Annotated in this window: 24 protein-coding genes; 11 read left to right on the top strand and 13 right to left on the bottom strand. The window is 58.4% G+C overall.

Translation table 11 applies throughout. From position 1 onward, the window contains the following. Positions 1 to 12: 12 nt before the first annotated feature. Together Q1W40_RS10015 and Q1W40_RS10010 are read right to left on the bottom strand one after the other, a co-directional pair. On the bottom strand, positions 13 to 687 hold the full coding sequence (locus tag Q1W40_RS10015) for a response regulator transcription factor (RefSeq protein ID WP_300711454.1): 675 nt from the start codon (positions 685 to 687) through the stop codon (positions 13 to 15). Between the two features lie 120 nt (positions 688 to 807). Beyond that, complete coding sequence (locus Q1W40_RS10010) at positions 808 to 1,311, bottom strand: MarR family transcriptional regulator (RefSeq protein WP_300711452.1); 504 nt, start codon at positions 1,309 to 1,311, stop codon at positions 808 to 810. Positions 1,312 to 1,453: 142 nt separating this feature from the next. Between Q1W40_RS10010 and recA the strand changes: the two genes are divergently transcribed. Both recA and recX read left to right on the top strand, forming a co-directional pair. Further along, positions 1,454 to 2,545 carry a recombinase RecA gene (recA, locus tag Q1W40_RS10005; protein WP_300711450.1) on the top strand — a complete coding sequence of 364 codons (1,092 nt, stop codon included), beginning with the start codon at positions 1,454 to 1,456 and terminating at the stop codon, positions 2,543 to 2,545. Between the two features lie 8 nt (positions 2,546 to 2,553). Next, a complete protein-coding gene (gene recX, locus Q1W40_RS10000) occupies positions 2,554 to 3,039 on the top strand; it encodes a recombination regulator RecX (protein ID WP_300711449.1) in 486 nt (161 codons plus the stop codon). Between the two features lie 183 nt (positions 3,040 to 3,222). Here the strand turns inward: recX and argC are convergent, their stop codons facing one another. Continuing rightward, on the bottom strand, positions 3,223 to 4,146 hold the full coding sequence (argC, locus tag Q1W40_RS09995) for an N-acetyl-gamma-glutamyl-phosphate reductase (RefSeq protein ID WP_300711447.1): 924 nt from the start codon (positions 4,144 to 4,146) through the stop codon (positions 3,223 to 3,225). A 175-nt stretch (positions 4,147 to 4,321) separates the two neighbouring features. Here argC and sucC point away from each other — a divergent pair, with 175 nt between their 5' ends. From sucC to Q1W40_RS09970, 5 genes are all read left to right on the top strand, one after another. Further along, on the top strand, positions 4,322 to 5,482 hold the full coding sequence (sucC, locus tag Q1W40_RS09990) for an ADP-forming succinate--CoA ligase subunit beta (RefSeq protein WP_300711445.1): 1,161 nt from the start codon (positions 4,322 to 4,324) through the stop codon (positions 5,480 to 5,482). 53 nt (positions 5,483 to 5,535) lie between these two features. Beyond that, entirely contained in the window at positions 5,536 to 6,432 is an 897-nt protein-coding gene (gene sucD, locus Q1W40_RS09985) for a succinate--CoA ligase subunit alpha (RefSeq protein ID WP_300711444.1), read from the top strand. A gap of 129 nt (positions 6,433 to 6,561) precedes the next feature. Further along, a complete protein-coding gene (locus tag Q1W40_RS09980) occupies positions 6,562 to 7,272 on the top strand; it encodes a TerC family protein (RefSeq protein WP_108323668.1) in 711 nt (236 codons plus the stop codon). A gap of 68 nt (positions 7,273 to 7,340) precedes the next feature. Then, entirely contained in the window at positions 7,341 to 7,823 is a 483-nt protein-coding gene (locus Q1W40_RS09975) for a pilin (RefSeq protein ID WP_300711441.1), read from the top strand. Positions 7,824 to 7,878: 55 nt separating this feature from the next. Next, on the top strand, positions 7,879 to 9,345 hold the full coding sequence (locus Q1W40_RS09970) for an O-antigen ligase family protein (RefSeq protein ID WP_300711439.1): 1,467 nt from the start codon (positions 7,879 to 7,881) through the stop codon (positions 9,343 to 9,345). Here Q1W40_RS09970 and Q1W40_RS09965 read toward each other — a convergent pair. Then, on the bottom strand, positions 9,329 to 9,559 hold the full coding sequence (locus tag Q1W40_RS09965) for a cyclic pyranopterin monophosphate synthase MoaC (RefSeq protein WP_300711437.1): 231 nt from the start codon (positions 9,557 to 9,559) through the stop codon (positions 9,329 to 9,331). The genes Q1W40_RS09970 and Q1W40_RS09965 overlap by 17 nt on opposite strands. A gap of 485 nt (positions 9,560 to 10,044) precedes the next feature. Between Q1W40_RS09965 and Q1W40_RS09960 the strand changes: the two genes are divergently transcribed. Next, complete coding sequence (locus Q1W40_RS09960; protein ID WP_300711435.1) at positions 10,045 to 11,217, top strand: bifunctional DNA primase/polymerase; 1,173 nt, start codon at positions 10,045 to 10,047, stop codon at positions 11,215 to 11,217. A 43-nt stretch (positions 11,218 to 11,260) separates the two neighbouring features. On the opposite strand, the gene moaC is transcribed toward Q1W40_RS09960, so the two are convergent. Continuing rightward, entirely contained in the window at positions 11,261 to 11,746 is a 486-nt protein-coding gene (gene moaC, locus Q1W40_RS09955; protein WP_300711433.1) for a cyclic pyranopterin monophosphate synthase MoaC, read from the bottom strand. 80 nt (positions 11,747 to 11,826) lie between these two features. On the opposite strand from moaC, the gene Q1W40_RS09950 reads away from it, so the two are divergent. Beyond that, positions 11,827 to 13,356, top strand: a complete 1,530-nt coding sequence (locus Q1W40_RS09950) for a M48 family metalloprotease (RefSeq protein WP_300711431.1) — start codon at positions 11,827 to 11,829, stop codon at positions 13,354 to 13,356. 6 nt (positions 13,357 to 13,362) lie between these two features. Here the strand turns inward: Q1W40_RS09950 and Q1W40_RS09945 are convergent, their stop codons facing one another. After that, complete coding sequence (locus tag Q1W40_RS09945) at positions 13,363 to 14,052, bottom strand: TerC family protein (RefSeq protein WP_300711429.1); 690 nt, start codon at positions 14,050 to 14,052, stop codon at positions 13,363 to 13,365. A 363-nt stretch (positions 14,053 to 14,415) separates the two neighbouring features. Between Q1W40_RS09945 and Q1W40_RS09940 the strand changes: the two genes are divergently transcribed. Next, positions 14,416 to 14,874: a DUF3717 domain-containing protein gene (locus Q1W40_RS09940; protein ID WP_300711427.1), complete on the top strand. Its 459-nt coding sequence runs from the start codon at positions 14,416 to 14,418 to the stop codon at positions 14,872 to 14,874. Between the two features lie 80 nt (positions 14,875 to 14,954). Here the strand turns inward: Q1W40_RS09940 and Q1W40_RS09935 are convergent, their stop codons facing one another. Next, positions 14,955 to 15,515: a YaeQ family protein gene (locus tag Q1W40_RS09935; protein ID WP_300711425.1), complete on the bottom strand. Its 561-nt coding sequence runs from the start codon at positions 15,513 to 15,515 to the stop codon at positions 14,955 to 14,957. 9 nt (positions 15,516 to 15,524) lie between these two features. Next, complete coding sequence (gene purB / locus Q1W40_RS09930) at positions 15,525 to 16,925, bottom strand: adenylosuccinate lyase (RefSeq protein WP_300711423.1); 1,401 nt, start codon at positions 16,923 to 16,925, stop codon at positions 15,525 to 15,527. A 120-nt stretch (positions 16,926 to 17,045) separates the two neighbouring features. Between purB and Q1W40_RS09925 the strand changes: the two genes are divergently transcribed. Continuing rightward, positions 17,046 to 17,660 carry a glutathione S-transferase N-terminal domain-containing protein gene (locus tag Q1W40_RS09925; protein ID WP_300711420.1) on the top strand — a complete coding sequence of 205 codons (615 nt, stop codon included), beginning with the start codon at positions 17,046 to 17,048 and terminating at the stop codon, positions 17,658 to 17,660. Between the two features lie 43 nt (positions 17,661 to 17,703). Here the strand turns inward: Q1W40_RS09925 and Q1W40_RS09920 are convergent, their stop codons facing one another. The 5 genes from Q1W40_RS09920 to Q1W40_RS09900 form a co-directional block, all read right to left on the bottom strand. Continuing rightward, positions 17,704 to 18,138, bottom strand: a complete 435-nt coding sequence (locus Q1W40_RS09920) for a nuclear transport factor 2 family protein (RefSeq protein ID WP_300711418.1) — start codon at positions 18,136 to 18,138, stop codon at positions 17,704 to 17,706. 2 nt (positions 18,139 to 18,140) lie between these two features. After that, the gene (locus Q1W40_RS09915) at positions 18,141 to 18,914 is read right to left on the bottom strand and encodes an SDR family NAD(P)-dependent oxidoreductase (RefSeq protein WP_300711416.1); all 774 of its coding nucleotides are present in this window, start codon (positions 18,912 to 18,914) and stop codon (positions 18,141 to 18,143) included. Further along, the gene (locus Q1W40_RS09910; protein ID WP_300711648.1) at positions 18,911 to 19,453 is read right to left on the bottom strand and encodes a DUF3833 domain-containing protein; all 543 of its coding nucleotides are present in this window, start codon (positions 19,451 to 19,453) and stop codon (positions 18,911 to 18,913) included. The genes Q1W40_RS09915 and Q1W40_RS09910 overlap by 4 nt, the downstream gene beginning before the upstream one ends. Before the next feature lie 80 nt (positions 19,454 to 19,533). After that, complete coding sequence (locus tag Q1W40_RS09905) at positions 19,534 to 20,094, bottom strand: chalcone isomerase family protein (protein ID WP_300711414.1); 561 nt, start codon at positions 20,092 to 20,094, stop codon at positions 19,534 to 19,536. Positions 20,095 to 20,101: 7 nt separating this feature from the next. Then, entirely contained in the window at positions 20,102 to 21,310 is a 1,209-nt protein-coding gene (locus Q1W40_RS09900; RefSeq protein WP_300711646.1) for a cyclopropane-fatty-acyl-phospholipid synthase family protein, read from the bottom strand. Positions 21,311 to 21,335 lie beyond the last annotated feature (25 nt).

The following is a 21,335-nucleotide window of genomic DNA, read 5'->3' as shown; positions in this document are numbered from 1 at the left end:
AGCCCGACACGATCAGCCGGGGATTTTTTCGAGGCAATAACCCAGACCGCGCACCGTGGCGATGCGGATCGGGCCTTTTTCGATTTTCTTGCGCAGGCGGTGGATGTACACCTCGATCGCGTTGTTGCTGACCTCTTCGCCCCATTCGCACAGGCGTTCAACCAACTGGTCTTTGCTGACCAGACGACCCGCACGCTGAAGCAGCACTTCGAGCAAGCCCAGTTCACGGGCGGAGAGTTCAACCATCTTGCCGTCGATGGTGGCGACGCGACCGGACTGGTCATAGATCAGTGGCCCGTGCTTGATCTGGGAAGTGGCGCCGCCCATGCCGCGGCGGGTCAGGGCGCGCACACGCGCTTCGAGTTCTTGCAGGCTGAAAGGCTTGGCCATGTAGTCGTCTGCGCCCAGGTCCAGGCCTTTGACCCGTTCTTCGACGCTGTCGGCGGCGGTCAAAATCAGCACCGGCAATGTGGAGCCACGCGAGCGCAAGCGCTTGAGCACCTCAAGACCGTGCATGCGGGGCAAGCCCAGGTCCAGGATCAACAAGTCAAATTCATTGTTGGTCATCAACGCCGCATCGGCCTCGCTGCCACTGGCCACATGGTCCACCGCCGCACCCGCGTTGCGCAGGGTGCGCAACAAGCCATCGGCAAGCACCTGATCGTCTTCGGCAATGAGAATTCGCATGGCTGTCTCCTGTTGTAGATGCTGGCTTTTTTGAGGTGTATATCCGGGCGCTTGAGCTGATTTTAGTGTCAGGCCGTCACTGTCCGGCTTCATTTGATCTTGTGATCTGTCCTGATGACGTCAATGCGCATACGCCTCCAGGCCCAAGGCCACCACCGTGGCCACATCTTGCCCCACCGCATCCCTGAATTCCGCTTCGGCTTGCGCGACGGCGTCTTTGAAAGCCTGCAACCAGGCCAAGCCATCGGCGGTGAAGACAACACGTTTGGCACGGGCGTCCTGCAAATCGCTTTGCCTTTGCACCAAGCCCCAGGCCGTGCACTGGTCCACCAAGTCGCCCATGGCCTGTTTGCTCATGCCCGCAGCTTGCGCCAGATCGGTCAGCCGCGAGCCTTCGATCGCCAAGTGGCGCGTGATGTGCACATGCGCCGCGCTGATCTGGTCGCGAGCGGCCAGGTTCGACAAGGCCAAAGGCACGCCTTCGTTGTGGGCCATCAGGTGCAAGACCCGCTCGTCAAAGCGCCGCATGGCGTGGCCCAGCAGGCGTCCCAAATGGGTTTGACGCCAGCGGTCGTCCATCGCTTTGGAGGGGTCTGGAGGGGTGACAAGTGGTGCATCGGCCATGCCGCAAATGATAAGGCAAACTGACCAAAAATATGGTTTACTCGTTTGTACAGTTCGTTTACAGTACTGTTCACGCATCCAGTTAAGCACACGCTTTCAAGGGAGCGGATGCCCCAAACCATTGATATTCAAGGAGATTTCCATGAGCGAAGTGAACACCGAAAAAGCCAAAGCCCTGCAAGCCGCACTGGCCCAGATCGAAAAACAATTCGGCAAGGGCACCATCATGCGCCTGGGCGAGGGCGAAGTGATCGAAGACATCCAGGTTGTCTCCACCGGCTCGCTGGGTCTGGACATCGCCCTTGGCGTGGGTGGTCTGCCCCGTGGCCGCGTGATCGAGATCTACGGCCCGGAGTCATCCGGCAAGACCACCCTGACCTTGCAAGTGATCTCTGAAATGCAACGCCTGGGCGGCACCTGCGCCTTTGTGGACGCCGAACACGCCCTGGACGTGCAGTACGCCCAAAACCTGGGTGTGAACCTGCAAGACCTGCTGATCAGCCAACCTGACACCGGTGAACAGGCCTTGGAAATCGTCGACAGCCTGGTGCGCTCCGGCGCGGTGGACCTGGTCGTGGTCGACTCGGTGGCCGCTTTGACCCCCAAGGCCGAAATCGAAGGCGACATGGGCGACAGCCTGCCCGGCCTGCAGGCCCGCTTGATGAGCCAGGCCCTGCGCAAGCTGACCGCCACCATCAAAAAGACCAACTGCACCGTCATCTTCATCAACCAGATCCGCATGAAGATCGGCGTCATGTTCGGCAGCCCCGAAACCACCACCGGCGGCAACGCGCTCAAGTTCTACGCCTCGGTGCGTCTGGACATTCGCCGCACCGGCACCATCAAGAAAGGCGACGACGCGATCGGCAACGAGACCAAGGTCAAAGTGGTCAAGAACAAAGTCGCGCCCCCCTTCAAGACCGCCGAGTTCGACATCCTGTTTGGTGAAGGCATCAGCCGCGAAGGCGAAGTGATCGACATGGGCGTGGAAGCCAAGGTCATCGAAAAGTCGGGTGCCTGGTACGCCTACCAGGGCGAAAAAATCGGCCAGGGCCGTGACAACGCCCGCGAATTCCTGCGCGAAAACCCCGACCTGGCTTTCGAAATCGAGAACAAAGTGCGCGACTCGCTGGGCATTCCTTTGCTGGCAAGCGCTACAGGTGACACCGCACCCGCACCCACCAAGCCCGCCAAAGCGGCCAAAGAGCCCAAGGAAGCCAAAGAAGCCGCGTAAGGGGCCACATGAGCGATGCACCCAAGGCGCCCGGAACCCGCAAGGGTTTGGGGTTTCAGCCCTCACTCAAAGGCCGCGCCTTGCGGCTTTTGAGCCAGCGCGAGCATTCCCGGGCAGAGCTGGAGCGCAAACTGGCACCGCACGAGGAAACGCCAGGCGAGCTGGCCAAGGCGCTGGACGAATTGCAGGCCCGGGATTTCATCAACGACGGGCGGGCCATCGAATCGGTGGTCCACCGCCGCGCCAGCAAGCTGGGCGCAGCCCGTGTTCGGCAAGAACTGGCCGCCAAAGGCCTGTCTGGCGAAGCGGTGGCGCAAGCGATGGAAGGTTTGCGCGACACCGAATTGAGCCGCGCACAAGAAGTCTGGCGCAAGAAATTCGGTCAGCCGCCTGCCGATGCCCATGAGCGGGCCAGGCAAATGCGCTTTTTGATCACCCGGGGCTTTGCCGCCGAGGTGGTACGCCGCGTGGTGCAAGGCTGTGACGACGAATGAGTGCCGTTCGCAGATGTGGCAAAGCCCTCTGAGGGCTCCCCCCAATGAACCACCCTGATGACAGGGCAACCATCTTGCTTCGTCGTGCCCTCGAAAGGGCTCATCAAGCTGGAGAGAGCCGTCAGAAGGCTCTGTCGATGGTCGCAGTGTCCCGAAAAATGCAAATGCCGTCGGTGCCTTGGCTCACAAACCCAGCATCAACTGGATGTTCTGCACCGCCGCACCGCTGGCGCCTTTGCCCAAGTTGTCCAAACGGGCAATCAGCACCGCATGACGCGCCTCTTCGTTGGCAAACACGCGCAACTCCAGCTTGTTGGTGTCGTTCAGCGCCAAGGCGTCGAGCTTGCCGTTCTCGGTTGCGGGCTCCACGCTGACCCAGCCGCCTGCCGCTTGGCTGGCCGCATAGTGGGCACGCAAGGCTTGGTGCAAATCAGCGGCTTTGGGCTGGCCGGGCAAGGCGTCCAGATGCAACGGCAGCTGCACCAGCATGCCTTGGCGGAAATTGCCCACCGCCGGCACAAACAGCGGACGGCAGGTCAGGCCTGTGAAACGCATGATTTCCGGAATGTGCTTGTGCTGGAGGCCCAAGGCATAGGCTTCATACAAGGGGGCTTTGCCCGCTTCATAGTCTTCGATCATGGTGCGGCCACCGCCTGAATAACCACTGACCGACGGCAAGCAGACCGGGTAATTGGCGGGCACCAAGCCGGCTTGCACCAAGGGGCGCAACAAGGCAATGGCGCCCGTGGCGTAGCAACCGGGATTGGCCACACGGTCTGCGGCGATCACGGCTTCGCGCTGGCCAGCGGCCAGTTCAGGGAAGCCGTAGACCCATTCAGGGTTGCAGCGGTGCGCGGTGGACGCGTCCACGATGCGGGGCTTTTGGCCGGTCAGGCTGTCGATCATGGCGACCGACTCGATGGCGGCATCGTCGTGCAGGCACAGCACCACCAGATCGGCCTCGGCCATCAACTCGCGCTTGGCTTGCGGGTCCTTGCGACGGGCAGGATCGATGCTCAGCACCTGCACTTGGGGCATGAGCGCCAGGCGCTCGCGGATTTGCAAACCGGTGGTGCCGGCTTCGCCGTCGATGAAGATTTTGGCCATTTGTGTGTACTTCCTCATGAAATCAAGCACGCTGCGTCATGTCGCTGTAAGACGCCGGGCTCAGTATTGGTGCGTTGCAGCATGATACAGTCGCAGGCTGCAGTGTCCAGCGCCTGCTGGCGGGTGAATCACCCCAGCGGGCCGGTCAATCAACTACCCACTGAGAGAAGACCTCATGAAGATTCACGAGTACCAAGGCAAGGAAATCTTGCGTCAATTCGGCGTGCCAGTCCCCCGCGGCATTCCAGCATTCACCGTTCAAGAGGCGGTTGAAGCCGCTCAAAAACTGGGCGGCCCAGTGTGGGTGGTCAAGGCCCAAATCCACGCCGGTGGCCGTGGCAAGGGCGGCGGCGTCAAAGTGGCCAAAACCATTGACGACGTGAAACGCTTGGCTGGCGAGATCCTGGGCATGCAGCTCAAGACGCACCAGACTGGTCCCGAAGGTCAAAAAGTCCGTCGCCTCTACATCGAAGACGGCGCTGACATCAACAAAGAATATTACGTGTCCGTGGTCACCGACCGCGCCACCCAAAAGATCGCTTTCATCGCTTCGAGCGAAGGCGGCATGGACATCGAGGAAGTGGCCCACTCCACTCCCGAGAAAATCATCACCGAGTTCATCGATCCGTTGACCGGTCTGGGCGATGCCCAAGCCAAGAAGATCGCTGACGCCATCGGCATGCCCGCTGACTCCACCGCGCAAGCCGTGGACATCTTCAAGAAGCTGTACCAGTGCTACATGGAAACCGACGCTTCGTTGGTGGAAATCAACCCGCTGAACCGCGACAGCAAAGGCAACGTGATGGCCCTGGACGCGAAGTTCAACTTCGATGCCAACGCGCTGTTCCGTCACCCCGAAATCGTGGCTTACCGCGATCTGGACGAAGAAGATCCTGCTGAAGTGGAAGCTTCCAAGTTCGACCTGGCCTACATCAGCCTGGACGGCAACATCGGTTGCTTGGTCAACGGCGCTGGCTTGGCCATGGCCACCATGGACACCATCAAGTTGTTCGGCGGCGAGCCTGCCAACTTCTTGGACGTGGGCGGCGGCGCTACAGCTGAGAAAGTCACCGAAGCCTTCAAGATCATGCTGGCCAACAAGAATGTCAAAGGCATTCTGGTCAACATCTTCGGCGGCATCATGAAGTGCGACACCATCGCCACCGGCGTGATCACCGCCTGCAAGGCCGTGAACCTGTCCGTGCCACTGGTCGTGCGCATGAAGGGCACCAACGACGAGCTGGGCAAGAAGATGCTGGCCGAATCCGGTCTGCCGATCATCTCTGCCGACACCATGGCCGAAGCCGCGACAGCCATCGTCGCAGCCGTTAAGTAATGACTTTGCAGGACGGTGCTGAAGGTGCCGTCCGCAACTGATTAGGAACAAACATGTCCATCTACATCAACAAAGACACCAAAGTCATCACCCAAGGCATCACCGGCAAAACCGGTCAGTTCCACACTGAAAAGTGCCAGGAATACGCGAACGGCAAGAACTGCTTCGTCGCGGGCGTGAACCCCAAGAAGGCTGGCGAGTCCATCTTCAACATCCCAATCTATTCCACCGTCAAGGAAGCCGCCACGCAAACTGGCGCAACCGTGTCCGTGATCTACGTGCCACCAGCAGGCGCAGCCGCTGCGATCTGGGAGGCCGTTGAAGCCGATCTGGACCTGGCGATTTGTATCACCGAAGGCATTCCAGTGCGTGACATGCTCGAAGTGCGCAACAAGATGAAGGCCAAGGAAGCCGCTGGCGGCAAGCGCACGCTGCTGCTCGGCCCCAACTGCCCAGGTCTGATCACCCCTGACGAAATCAAGATCGGCATCATGCCCGGTCACATCCACCGTAAAGGCCGTATCGGCGTTGTGTCTCGTTCAGGCACATTGACTTATGAAGCCGTGGCGATGTTGACCGAAGTGGGCTTGGGCCAATCCAGCGCCGTCGGTATCGGTGGTGACCCCATCAACGGTTTGAAGCACATCGACGTGATGAAGGCTTTCAACGACGATCCAGACACCGACGCCGTCATCATGATCGGTGAAATCGGCGGTCCAGACGAAGCCGAAGCCGCTATGTGGTGCAAGGCCAACATGAAAAAGCCTGTGGTGGGCTTCATCGCTGGTGTGACTGCCCCTCCCGGCAAGCGCATGGGCCACGCAGGTGCCCTGATCTCTGGCGGTGCCGACACGGCCGATGCCAAGCTGGCCATCATGGAAGAGTGCGGCTTCATCGTCACACGCAACCCGTCTGAACTGGGCAAATTGCTCAAGGCCCAGCTGAAGTAAACTCTGAGCCGCTTACGGGCGGCTGTGGTTTGCCACAATACCGAAGCCGGATGTCCTGCGGGACAATCCGGCTTTCCGTTTTTTGAAATCAAGTTTCGCCAGACCTCAACAGGCGATCAAAGGAACACCGTGGAAGAATTTCTGACCGCTCATTTCTGGTTCGCTGTGGGCCAGATCATCATGATCGACATCCTGCTGGGTGGCGACAACGCCGTGGTGATTGCCTTGGCTTGCCGCCAACTGCCCGCACACCAACGCACCAAAGGCATTCTTTGGGGCACCGCCGGTGCCATCGTGCTGCGCGTGATCCTGATCTTTTTCGCACTCACGCTGCTGGCCATTCCGTTTCTCAAATTTGTCGGCGCCTTGTTGCTCATCTGGATCGGCGTGAAACTGTTGACCCCTGACGAAGACGAAGACCACGGCAACATCAAGGGCAGCGACAAACTATGGGGTGCCGTCAAAACCGTCATCATTGCGGATTTGGTCATGTCCATTGACAACGTGATCGCCATCGCCGGTGCCGCACAAACCTCCGGCAATGCCGATCATCAAATGCCGCTGGTGATCTTCGGCCTGCTGGTCAGCATCCCGATCATCGTCTGGGGCAGCCAACTGGTCCTTAAACTCATGGACCGTTTCCCCATCATCATCACTGTGGGCGGCATGCTGCTGGGCTGGATTGCAGGCACCATGGTGCAAACCGATCCAGGTTTGATCGCCTACATCCCTCAGGACAAAGCTTGGGGCTATGGCTTGGGCGTGGCAGGTGCCTTGTTGGTGCTGGCCTTGGGCAAGATCATTTTGGCCCGACGCCCCGCACAGGAAGAAGCTTCTTAAGGCCGCTGACTGGAGTTTGATCGGTGATTGATTTACCATCGAACTCCATTCAACAGGGAGGAGATGCCATGCAAAAAAGGCAAAAAGGTTTGACTTTGATTGAGCTGATGATCGTGATCGCGGTCATCGGCATTCTGGGCGCACTGGCTCTGCCGGCGTATCAGGACTACACCATCCGCGCCAAGGTGTCTGAGCTGCTGTTGGCGGCCAACGGTTGCAAAACCGCTGTGAACGAGGCGATTTCCTCCTCATCCGATGCGGATGTGTCCAAAACCCTGCCCAAAGCCTGTGACAGCCAGACCAGCAAGTACGTCACCAGCATCGCCGTCGATGCCAATGGCGTGATCACTGTGGTCGGCAACCACGAAGCTTTGCGCGGCACCACCAGCAGCTCGGCCAATGCCATCGCATTGACGCCATTGCAAAGCGGTGAGACCGCCGTGGTGGGCAGCACCGATGGTGGCAAAACCATCGCCGCTTGGCGCTGTGGCCCAGCCAGCAGCAACGGTTTGCCCGTCAAATACTTGCCCGCCTCATGCAAAGCTTCTTGAGCCTTCTGGCCCCCACCAACGCCCTGCTCTGCAGGGCGTTTTTCTTGGGGTTCGCGTGAATTGGTTTGACCGATCACCCGTCACACGCTGGCCCACTTTGCTGACCAGTTTCCTGTTGGTCTTGCCCTGGATGGCGCCTTGGGCATCGGCCCCCTTGCCCAATGTGCTGCCACTCTTGATCAGCTGGGGCTGCATCGGCTTGCTCATGGCATCGGGGCTGCGACTCCAAGCACTGGACATTGCCAGAGCTTGGGCCATGGCGGCGGTGCTCAGCAGCGCCATAGGACTCATGCAGTATTTCGGCCTGGCCGAAGCCTTCAGTGGCTGGGTCCATGTGCCCGATGTCCTGGGCGAGGCTCGGGCCAACCTGCGCCAGCGCAATCAATTGGCCACCCTCACATCCATGGGCATTCTGGCCGTACTTTGGTGGGCACGCAGTGGACTTGTCCTCACCCATGCGTTGTGGATGCTCGCCTTGATCGCCATCGGAAACGCCGCCACCAACTCACGCACCGGCCTCTTGCAGATGATCTTGGTGACAACGCTGGTCATGGGGTGGTCCCTGCAGCGTCGCCAGCATCAGGCGCATTTGTCCTGGCGCCTAGTGTTGTGGGCATTGGGCGTATATGCGGCAGCCATTTGGGCCTTGCCGCACCTGCTGTCAAACAGTTCCGGCACGGATGCCATCAGTGCCCTGACACGCATGGGCAACGACGATGGCTGCGGCAGCCGAAAAGTGTTGTGGCGCAATGTGATCGAACTGATCGCCCAAAAGCCGTGGTGGGGTTGGGGCTGGAACGAGCTCAAATACGCGCACTACAGTGCGAACTATTCGGGCGAGCGCTTTTGCGAAATACTGGGCAACGCCCACAACGCCCCCTTGCAACTGGCCTTTGCCTTGGGTGTTCCGATTGCCTCACTGGTCACACTCAGCCTGATCGTGATCACGCTGGCCATGCGCCCCTGGCACGCGCGTGATGCGCAACATCAACTGGCCTGGGGCGTGTTGGCCGTGATCGGTTTGCACAGCCTGTTGGAGTTTCCGCTTTGGTATGGGCCTTTTCAACTGGCTATTTTGTTGTGCGCCGTTTTGCTGACGCAGCCAAAGTTGGCATATACCCATGCAACTCAGCGCATCTTGCCTTTCATGGGCGCGGCCATCCTGGCCAGCACAGCATTCATCGCGGTGGACTATTCACGCGTGCGGCAAATTTTCATCCCAGCCAATGCGCGTTCAACGTTGTGGGGCAGCGATGCGCTGAGCGTTGCCAAGAGCAGCGTGCTGTTCCATACCACCGCCGATTTCGCCGAATTTTCCTTGACCCCCGTCACGCCTGAAAACGCGACACACCTGCTGGCAAAAGGTCAGTCCATGCTGCACTACTCGCCGGAGCCAAAGATGATCCGCAAGGTCATCGAAGCCGCACAGATGGTGGGTGATGTGCAAACAGCGCAAGAACATCTGCAGCTGATGAAAATCGCATTCCCAGCCGAATCATTATCGCTCACTGCCCCGCAATGAAACTCCCCGACTTGCCCCCATGCTTTTCCAGCAAGGTCACGCCGTTGATGGTCATGCCCCGGTCCACGGCTTTGCACATGTCGTAAATCGTCAGCAGGGCCACTTGCACGGCAGTCAAGGCTTCCATCTCAACGCCGGTCTGGCCCACGGTTTCGGCGGTGGCTTTGCAGACCACAGTCGATTCGGCGCTCAGCACTTCAAATTTTTCGTCCACATTCCTTTGTTTAGTGGGACAAAGTTGGGACAAGATTTCTCGCCCAGCTGCAGTTTACTTGTACTTTAATGATTTCAATTCTTATTAGGACTGCTCTAGGAGGTACTGTGGCTTCTAAGATATTTTGAATTCCTAATGACTATCCACTTCAACGCATATCCACCAGTCAAGACAGAGTGACTGACCTATCAAAAGAACTTTCTGCAGAGTTGTCACAAGGAGGACGGCTGCAGGGCAAAACGCTTCTGGTGGTTCAGTCACACAACACCATACAACTCCTACCACAAAAAAATAAATTTATAGATTTTTTTATAAAACTATTGACATTGACATGGGTATTGAGATATGATAGGCGCTTCAGGCAAATTACATTTCCGCAAGTGCTCCTGAAAGACTATAGGTGAATTCAAGTATTATTTAGTATTCAATTTCTAAATTTCTGGATGAATCCGTCTGCACTTGTGGACTATATGAAAGGACTCATAATGAAATTAGAAATTAATGCTTCAAATACTTCTTCCGCTGCTCTTGAGTGGAGCGCCAAGGGTTATCTCCCTTGTCCCATTGTTAAAGGGCAGAAGAACCCAAGTACTAAGATAAAAGAATGGCTTGCTAGCTTCTCTGAACAACAGATCGAACAGCATTGGGAAGATCATCCAGAAGATGATGTTGCCTTGTATTGCTCTAATGGGTTGGTAGTGTTGGATGCAGATTCACCAGAATCCCAAAAAGCTATTGAAGACCTAGAGACGAAACATCGGCTGTACTCAAACCTGAAGGTACAGACTAAAAAAGGTGTTCATTACTACTATCGCCAAGATGCGGGCTTGAAAATTAAGCAAGCGGGACATAGCACAGAGAACCATCCTGAACGCATTGATATCCGGTGTGGCAACTCATACATCATTGCTCCACCTAGTACCGATAAGGAGCTAATGGTCGCTGAGATTGTTCCCTTCGATCAACTTGTAGAGCTGACATCTGCTTTTGTTGATGATTTGTTGAGGCACAACGGCACTACTCCTGCGCTCAAGCTAAAGTTTTTGCCGACAGCAGCACCTAAAAAAAACTCACTGGCAGCTTTTCAAGTCGACAATGCTCTGGCGATTCGAGCATTGATCGCAGAGCTTGACCCTGACGAAGGCTATTCCGAATGGATTAGTGTCCTGATGGCAATTCATCATGCAACAGGTGGTTCTGAAGGTGGGCTTGCTATTGCTGATGATTGGTCACGTACAGGTGGTAAGTACAAGGGCTATGCAGAGATTGAAAGTAAATGGAACTCATTCACCTTCAACGCTGATTCATCGATAACGATGGGTACGGTTCAGCGCATGCTCAAAGAGCGTGGATTCGATGCAAATCAGCTCCTCAGGAACGCAAATGTACATCCCAGCAATGGTTGTGCACTGAGTAAACCGATGGTCAATCAAGAGGGAGTTGTTCAAGCACTAGCTTCCAATGAGTTCCCACATCAACCAATCGGGGGAGCAAAACAGTTAGCCTTTGCGCCGAACTCTAGCTTGCCAGCGGTCGCTGCGATATCGAAAAGAAGCCATTTCTATCCTTCAGTGGGACAGGAATGGGACAGAAATTTTGATAGGTGCTCACTGAGCTACATGGTCACTGCTACGAGATGGGAGTCTCAAGCAGATTAGCGGTAACGCCAACACAACTAACCCGTTGAAAAACAACAGGTTTTTATGCAGCCACAAAGCTGCCCGACTTGCCCCCATGCTTTTCCAGCAGCGTGATGCCGTTCATGGTCATGCCTCTATCAACAGCTTTGCACATGTCATAAATGGTGAGCAAGGCCACCTGCACGGCGGTCAAGGCTTCCATCTCCACACCGGTCTGGCCCACGGTCTCGGCGGTGGCTTTGCAGACCACGGTCGATTCAGCCGTCAACACTTCAAACTCGACCGCCACGCGGGTCAGGCCAATTGGGTGGCACAGCGGGATCAACTCACTGGTCTTTTTCGCGCCCATGATGCCGGCGATGCGGGCAATGCCCAGCACATCGCCTTTTTTGGCGGTGCCCGATTCAATCAAGGTCAACGTCGCCGGCAGCATGGTGATGCGACCGATGGCCACAGCCACGCGCTTGGTGGTGGCTTTAGCCCCCACGTCCACCATATGGGCTTGTCCTTGGGCGTCAAAATGGGTCAAAACATCAGAGGTCGTCATGGGCGATGCGGTCCGAATGGTTTACAAGAAGTTCACGGGAATGGGTCATCATACGGCCATTGAATGGGACACTCCTTGTCGTGAAAAACAAATTCCACCGCACGAAACTGCTCCTCGGGCTGCTGGCCTCAAGCCTGTGTTTTCAGCCCGCCTGGCCACAAAACGCGGCGCTGCCCTCTCTGGGTGATGGTGATGGCATTTCCCTGGCCGCTGAACGCAAGCTGGGCGACCGCATCGCCCGCGAGCTTTACCGCGACCCGGACTACCTGGAAGACCCCGTGCTGGATGAGTACATTCAGCGCCTGTGGGCCCCCTTGGTCAAATCGGCTGCAGCACGCGGTGAGCTGTCCCCCGAGCTGCAAGAACGTTTTGCCTGGCGCATCCTGCTGGGACGCGACCGCAGCGTCAACGCCTTCGCCTTGCCCGGTGGTTATCTGGGCGTGCACCTGGGCTTGATTGCTGTGGTCAGCACACACGACGAATTGGCCTCGGTATTGGCACACGAACTCAGTCACGTCACGCAACGTCACATTGCGCGCTCCATGGGCGCGCAAGGCAAATTGACACCGTGGGTGATCGGCTCCTTGATTCTGGGCGTGTTGGCCGCCAGCAAAAGTGCGCAGAGCGCGCAGGCGCTGATCGTAGGGGGGCAGGCCGCCGCCATCCAGTCACAGCTGAGCTATTCACGCGACATGGAGCGCGAGGCCGACCGTGTGGGATTTGGCGTGATGCGTGAAGCCGGCTATGACCCCCAAGGCTTTGTCGGCATGTTCGGCAAGCTCCAGCAAGCCGCAGGACTCAACGACAACGGCGCCTACCCGTATTTGCGCAGCCACCCCCTGACCACTGAGCGGATCGCAGACATGCAAGCCCGCTTGCAATTGGATGCACCACCTGCTGGAAACCGAGTCGATGTCGAGCAAGCCATGCTGTCAGCGCGCGCTCGCGTGTTGTCTCAAGGCCAAGTGGACGCTTGGCGCGCCTCCACACAAACGAGCCAGGTCAACTTGCCCCAAGCCACTGCGGCCACCAAGGCTGGCGTCTGGTACGGCGCCACCTTGGCCCACATGCAGCTCAAGGACTTTGCGGCGGCCGAGCGCAGCTTGCAAAATTTGGAGCGCACGGTGAGCGGTCAAAACGCACCCGCCCGCTTGGCCAAATTGCTGCGCGCCGAATGGGCTGCGGCCCAAAACCGCTGGGATACGGTGGTGCAATTGCTGGCCGCTCCAGGGCAAGCCTCCAAGCTGGACAGGCCCACGCTGATCGCCACTGCACAAGCCTTGTTGAACCTGCCCCCCACCCCGACACGCACAGAGGTGCTGCACCAACTGCGCGAACAGGTGCAAGCCTTCCCACTGGACGCACAAGCGTGGAACACCTTGGCGAGCATGCTGGCCGTGGAAGGCCAGCATTTGCATGCCCTCAGAGCCGAAGGCGAAGCGCAAATGGCCCGCATGGATTGGCAAGGCGCCATTGATCGCTTCCGCGCCGCGCAGGACTGGGCCAAAAACCACACTTTGCAAGCCGGCGATCACATCGAAGCGTCGATTGTGGACACCCGCTTGCGGCAAGCCCAGTCGCTGGTGCGCGAGATGCAAGCCGAGCGCTGAGCCGGTTCAGGCCTTGGTGGACGTGCTGTCCACTCTGGAAGACCACCAACCCGCGCCCAACACCAAGGCGATGGCCACCAAGTAAGTGGTCCAACGCCAAATGGCTTGAGAGGGCGCATCGAACACACTGTCCAGCAAAGGCTCGCCCACGATCATCTTGGCCGCGGTGAAAGCCAGCACAGCAGCGCCCAACTGGATGATCATCGGAAAACGATCGACCAGCTTGAGCACGACAGAGCTGCCAAACACCACAATCGGCACGCTGATGAGCAAACCCAGAATGACCAAGTCCCACGAACCATGTGCGGCACCTGCCACGCCCAAAACGTTGTCGACACCCATCAAGGCATCGGCCACGATGATGGTCTTCATGGCACCCCAGAACGTGGTGGCAGCAGGACCGTGCTCATCGTGGTCACCGGTGTCGGCGATGAGTTTGTAGGCGATCCAGAGCAAACCCAAACCCCCCACCAGCATCAGGCCGGGGATTTGCAAGAGCCAGACCACGCACAAGGTCATGACCGAGCGCACAGCGATCGCACCCACCGTGCCCCAAAGGATGGCTTTCTTTTGCAGATCAGCGGGCAAACTGCGCGCAGCCAGTGCGATCACGATGGCATTGTCGCCAGCCAAAACGAGGTCAATCAAAATGATCGCCAACAAAGCAGACCACCAAGGTGCGGATAAAAATTCCATCAGAAGACTCCAGATTCCATTGTTGAACCTGCATCGAATCGAGGGGAACTTCATGTGCAAACCAAACTGCACGGCAAGCTTCGATCGATTCGACACAGGCGATGATCGAAGGTCTTGCTCGACGTCAGAACCAAGTTCTGGCGCCTGATAAACCGGAAGTAAAACTTCGTCATGACGGCTTATCAAAGTGCCTCAAGGCTTTGCACCTTGGGGCATGAGAGAGCTACTCCCCTTCAAGATCAGATTAAACCGTGGTTGGGTTTGTCCTTGTGCGTTGAAGGGAAATTCAGGCATGCAAGCCTGCACAAAGTGCATCACTCGCCTGCAACCCGCTATGATTTGCGTCCTGCTCTTCAACACACCATGGCCGGCATCCACATCACCGACATCGAAGCCGCCATCAACCACTGGCGGATCAAAAACCCCTCACCGGACGGGGTGGCTTTGCCACGCGAGCTGCGCGCCTTGGCCGATGTGTATGGTCAGATGGTGTACTTCAAGCAGGACTATGCCGACGAGTTCAGCCTGCCGCTGGCCGCCGCAGAGGCCTGGCAGGACTGGTATGCCGGCACGCCCGACACGCCCTGCATTGCGATTTGCTCGACCAGCCAGGGCGATGACATGTGCAAAGGCTGCGGCCGCACTTTTGAAGAAGTGCAGCTGTGGACCGAAATGACGCCAGGTGAAAAGCGCGCCGTCTGGCACCGCATCACCACCGAAGGCACTTCCTGGCGCTTCAACAAATACGCCGAACGTGCCGCCGAAGACCGCCAATGGGCCAAGGCGGCGGCAGAAGCCCAGAGCAAACTGGATTTGAGTTAAAGCATTTCAACCCGCATCCCGTGCGGGAAACACCAACTCGGCCATTTGAGAATCGCGCACAGGGTGCTGCTCCTACCCGCTTATTTCCAGCGGGTGAGCTCGATGTGAACACTGCCCTTGTCGCTGCTGAAGGTGACTTCACCTTCCTGCACCGTGGCTTGCAGCTGCATGCTGCGCTCGGCCAGTTGGGCCAGCTCTTGTGAGCGCTCGGTGGGCACGCGCCAGACCTGCAGCTTGTCCAGCCGGGTCAACTTGGTCTCGATGCCTTTCCACCAGACTTCGGCCGCGTGGTTGAAGCAATACAGCAAGACCTCGTCGGCCTTTTGGCAGGCTTTCATGATGGGTTTGTCTTCGGGCTGGCCCACCTCAATCCACATGCGGGTCTGACCGGTGAAGTCGCGCAGGCTGACGTCCGGATCGTCCGGGTCCGACAGGCCCGCGCCAAAGGCCAGCTTGCCGTCGCCGTTGCACACGGCCTGCAGTTTGTAGGCGTTGATGGCCAGGGCCAGCAAGCGGATCATCATGCGCTCATCGGTCTCGCTGGGGTGGCGCGCCAGCGTCAGCTGATGGTCTTCGTAGTAGCTGTGATCGATGTCAGCGATCGACAGGTTGGCTTTGTAGATGGTGGATTTGAGCGCCATGAAAACCCGTCAAACCCGGCGGGCCAGTTCAGCGGCCTTGCCCACATAGCTGCCTGGCGTCATGGCCAGCAAGCGGTCCTTGTCGGCTTGCGGAATCGCCAGACCCTGGATCAGGCCATGCAGGTCCGCTGCGGTGACGGTCTTGCCACGGGTCACTTCCTTGAGCTTTTCGTAAGCACCCTGCACGCCATAACGGCGCATCACGGTCTGGATCGGCTCGGCCAGCACTTCCCAGGCGGCGTCGAGGTCGGTGGCCAAGGCTTCTTCGTTGAGTTCGAGCTTGTTCAAACCGGTCATGAGCGAGGCATAAGCCAACGCGGTGTAACCCAGGCCCACGCCCATGTTGCGCAACACGGTGGAGTCGGTCAGGTCACGTTGCCAACGGCTGATGGGCAGCTTTTCAGACAGGTGCTTGAGCACGGCGTTGGCCAGGCCCAGGTTGCCTTCGGCGTTTTCAAAGTCGATCGGGTTGACCTTGTGCGGCATGGTGGACGAACCAATCTCACCGGCCTTGAGGCGCTGCTTGAAGTAACCCAGGCTCACATAACCCCAGATGTCACGCGACAGGTCGATCAGGATGGTGTTGGTGCGCGCCACGGCATCGAACAACTCGGCCATATAGTCATGCGGCTCGATCTGGATGCTGTAGGGCTGGAAGGTCAGGCCCAAGCCCCAGTGGCTGTCTTGCGTTTCGCTCAGCTCAGGCGTCTCAACCACCTGCTTGGCAAAGGCTTCCCAATCAAAGTCAGGCCAGGCCGACAGGTGGGCGTTGTAGTTGCCCACAGCGCCATTCATCTTGCCCATGAGCTTGACCGCAGCGATTTTTTCGCGGCAGCCGTTCAGGCGCATCACCACGTTGGCGATTTCCTTGCCCACGGTGGTGGGGCTGGCGGTCTGGCCGTGGGTGCGGCTGAGCATGGGGACTTCAGCAAAGGTGTGCGCCATCTCGCGCAGCTTGGCGATCAAGCCGTCCAGGCCGGGCAAGATCACCTGGGCGCGTGCGCCCTTGATCTGCAGGGCATGGCTGGTGTTGTTGATGTCTTCGCTGGTGCAAGCAAAGTGCACGAACTCACCCACATGCTCCAGCTCGGGGCGGTCCTTGAATTTGGACTTGATCCAGTACTCCACGGCCTTCACGTCGTGGTTGGTGACCTTCTCGAACTCTTTGATGGCCACCGCATCGGCTTCCGAAAAATTCTTCACCAGCGCCGTCAGGTAACTGCGGGCACCGGGGGTCAGGGGCTTGAATTCGGCAAAGCCCGCATCGGACAGGGCGATGAACCAGGCGATCTCCACCTGAACGCGGCGGTGCATATAGCCTTGCTCGCTCATCAGCGGGCGCAGGGCGTTGAGTTTGCTGGCATAGCGGCCATCCAGCGGCGAAAGGGCGGAAATGGGGGAGAAATTCATCCCCCGATTGTAGTTGGCGAGGCTTTCAAGAGCCTAAGCGACACAATCCTGTGGCCTGTCAGGCACTTTGCAGATTCTCCCCCCTAGAATCGTCCTCATCTTCACAAGACTTCTGGACACATGAAACTCATCGGCGCCATCACCAGTCCTTACGTGCGCAAAGTGCGCATTGTCATGGCCGAGAAAAAACTGGACTACCAGTTCATCAGCGAAGACGTCTGGTCCGACCAAACGCGCATCCATGAGTCCAATCCTTTGGGCAAAGTACCTTGCCTGATCATGGAAGGCGGCGAAGCCGTGTTCGACTCACGCGTGATCGTGGAGTACCTGGACACGCTCTCGCCCGTGGGCAAACTCATTCCTTCTGCAGGGCGCGAGCGTGCAGAAGTCAAAACCTGGGAAGCATTGGCCGATGGCCTGCTCGATGCCGCCATCCTGGCTCGCCTGGAGGCCGTGTGGCCCGGGCGCACAGACAGCCAGCGCAGCACCGCCTGGATTGACCGACAACTGGACAAAATCCACCACAGCCTGCGCGCCATGAGCTTGGGTTTGGGCGACAAAGCGTTTTGCTCAGGCATCCACATGAGCTTGTCGGACATCGCTGTCGGCTGCGCGGTCGGCTATCTGGACTTCCGATTCCCGCAAATCGACTGGCGCACACCTTATCCAAACTTGCAAAAGCTCTACGACAAACTGGCGCAACGCCCCAGCTTCGCAGAAAGCCAACCGGCTTGATGCGTCTGCAGGTCGGCGCTCAAGCTCCGACCTGCGGATCGTTTCAGGTGTTGGCGCGTTTTTTAAGCCAACGCATCACCCCGCCCAGCAGGGGCAGTTTTTCGTACAACTCCTCGGCCGCATCCCAGTAGTCTCGGTGCAAGGTCACCAAGCCTTGCTCGTTGAACAGGATGTGGCTGCCGCCACGCACGGTTTGCAAAGTGTGCGTGTCAAAGCGCTTGAAGCGAAAGCGGAACTCCCAAGTTAAAAAGGCCTGCGCCCCATCGACCAACTGGCTGGTGATGACGAAGTGCGGCCCATCCAGCGCCACATACATGTGCCGAAAAATGCGCTCGATCTCGGGCAATCCCTGCACCTCGTTGAAGGGGTCTTTGAAGTGGGCCTGTGCGTCATACAAGGCATGCAACTGCGGCACGCTTTGCGGCGTCAACGCTTCAAAAAAACGGGCCAGGCGGGCTGTGGCAAGGCGTGTGTCCATGGTCAAAGTCCTGTGAAGCGCCGCACCAGCGGAAAGTACCAACGGTAGGGCAAGACGCGCAAGAGCTTGAGCCACAGGGTAAATCGCTTGGGAAAGTGGATGTCAAAAGTACCTTGAGCCCAGCCCTTGAGCATCGCTTGAGCCGCTTGCTCAGGGCTGATCAAGGCGGGCATGGTGAACTCGTTTTGCGCTGTCAAAGGTGTGTCGACAAAACCGGGGTTGACCACACTCACGCCGATGCCCGCGTCTTGCAAATCGAGGTACAGGGTTTCGGCCAAATGGGTCAGGGCCGCCTTGGTCGGGCCATAGGCCAGACCATTGGGCAAGCCGCGCCAGCCCGCCACACTGCTGAGCAAGCTGATGTGGCCGTGACCTTGCGCCAACAGGCCGGGCAAGACGGCATCCAGCACCTGCAAAGCCCCCTGGTAATTGACCCGGTCGTGTTGCAACAGCTGCTGCAAGTCCATCGCCGTAGCGCGTTGAGCGCGGTAGTGGCCTGCGGCATAGACCACCATGTCGAGTGGGCCTTGCGCCAGAATATTCTGCGCAGTGGCCTGCACATCGGCCTGCACCGTGACATCCAATGGCTGCCATTGGACACCCGTATCGCTTGCGGCCCAGTCACTAACGCCTTGCGGATTGCGCGCTGAAATGATCACCAGCGCACCGGCTTGCCGCATCTGCTGCGCACAGGCCAAGCCAATGCCGGTGGATGCGCCCACCAGCCAGACGCGTCGGCCCGTCCAATCGGTGATGGGTGTGTTCAAGGCCTTCATTTCGGCAAAGCCAAAGGCGTGCGGCGGGTGAAGGACAAAGTCACTTCGCCCAGGCGAATGCCCCACTTGCTCATGGTCGCCTTGTTGAGCATCACCCGCTCGTCCATCAGGTACATCCAGTCGTCAAAGTCCACCTCCCAGACCTTGCCATCAACCGGTAAGGCGAGGGTGTAGCCCCAGCGAAAAGCGTTTCCACTGACCTGGCCCTGGGCTTGGCCCACCACATCGTCGGCCACGCCGGTGTAGGCGCCGTTGGGCCCGGCTTTGAGCTTCCAGATGCGGCGCTGGCGTGTGCCATCTGAATACACAAAGGCTTCATCCAACACGCCTTCGTCACCTTGCCAGCTGCAATCCATCTCGACAGTGAAGCGCTTGACCACCTGACCGCTGCGGTCGGTGAAGACGCCCCAAGCGTCGACCTTGCCATTGAAGTAGGTGCGCAAGTCAAGGTTGGGTTTTTCTTGCGCGTACTGCTGCACCTGAGGCGATGCACAGCCCCCCACAAAGGGCAGGCTTGCGGCCAGAGGGAGTACGGCCATGCGCCGCAAAGCGCGGCGACGGTGATCGAATGCAGTCATGATGTGCCTTTCATTGGACCAGCTCGGGAGCCTGGCACCATTCACGGCGCCAAGCCTTGCAAAAGCTGCAAGCGCATCTTGGGCTCTGACGTGCGTTCGTGCAGCCAAATGCCAAAAAATAACCGGGCAAAAACGGGGTCTTGCACCAGCCCCAAGCGCTGACCATTGAGCCAAAACTCCACCCCTTTGCCGGGCCAGTTCAGTCCTGTGATGCGGTCGTTGTGATCCACATTGGGAAACAACTGCCGCATGGCCTGAAGCCAGGTTTTTTCCTGCTGCTCGGTGAACGTGCCTACACGTCGCATTTCTTGTATCGACCGGCTGGCGATGGCATCACCATCGAGCTTGCGCAAATACTTCAGCTCCAGCGCAAACAGCTGTTGCTCAAACCGGGTCGCAACAAAGCCCGGCAGGGTCCACAGTCGGGCGTCGTAGACATCAAAGCCCCACACACGCAAGCGCGAAAAGGCTGTCGGCACGGCGCCCTTGGGCACCGCCGTCTCAGACACCAAGGCTGTATCCGCCCAAGCCGATGGCGATGGCAATGCACCCATGACCACGCATGAGAGTGTCAGGATCGATGAACGAATGGCGCGAAACATGGCTTGCTCAAGCGGGCTTGCGCAATGTGAACTGGATCACATCGATGTTGGCCTCATCAAAAGCCGCTTCGCAATACGCCAGATAAAACTCCCACAATCGAATGAAGCGGTCATCGAACTTCAGGGCACGAACCTGGTCCAGCTGCGCCATGAAGCTGTCACGCCAACGGCGCAAGGTCTCGGCGTAATCGGGACCAAAGTTCAACTCGTCCACCACCTCCAGGCCTGCGGCACGGGCTTGCTTGCGGAACTCGCTCGGACTGGGCAAGCAGCCACCCGGGAAGATGTACTGCTGGATGAAGTCGGTGGACTTCACATATCGATCGAACAAGGCGTCATCGATGGTGATGCTCTGGATGCAAGCGTGACCACCGGGCTTGAGCAAGCGACTCACAGTCTGAAAATACGTGGGCCAATACGCTTGGCCCACCGCCTCGATCATCTCGATCGAGCAAATCGCATCGAACGGTGCATCGCTGATGTCGCGGTAATCCTGCAAACGCAAATCGGCCTGCGCCGCCACACCCAAACGGCTCATGCGCGCTTGGGCAAAGGCCAGCTGTTCGGTGGACAAGGTCACGCCCGTGATGTGCGCACCCAGCTCGCAGGTGGCTGCCTCGGCCAAAGCACCCCAACCGCAACCGATCTCCAACACCCGGTCTCCCGGCTGGACACCCGTCATGCGCAAGGCCCGGCGGACTTTGGCTTTTTGCGCCTCCGCCATGTCCTGGGTCTTGTCGCCGTCAAACAAGGCCGACGAGTAATTCATCGTGCCATCCAGCCAAACTTGGTAAAACGCATTGCCCAGGTCGTAATGCGCGTGGATGTTTTTGCGGCTGTTGGTTTTGTTGTTTCGGTGCAGCCAATGTTTGACCTGGTACGCCAAGCGCCCCAGCCAGTGGCCATAAATGGCGCTTTCGATCTCGCGGCGGTTGGCGATGAACAAGCACAACAAATCCGCCAAAGAGGGCGTGGCCCAATCGCCGTCCATATAGGCTTCTGCAAAGCCGATGTCGCCCGACTTGAGCACGGCGGCGCACACCTCCCAGCGCTGAATGTGCAGCGTGGCAAAAGGGGCTTGGTGGTTGCCAAACACATGTGCGGCACCATCGGGGCCGTACAAGGTGAGGGTGCCCACCTTCAAGCGGGCCAGCAAGGCCATCACCCGCTTGGCCGCTTGGGGCAGAGGGGCAGAGGCTGCGGCCACGGGTGCCATTGCGCCATTCAAGGGGGAAGCCATC

Source organism: Limnohabitans sp. (assembly GCF_030158565.1).
GTDB lineage: Bacteria > Pseudomonadota > Gammaproteobacteria > Burkholderiales > Burkholderiaceae_C > Limnohabitans_A.
Note: the sequence above shows the minus strand (reverse complement) of the source record. Positions and strands in the feature narration are given on the sequence as shown.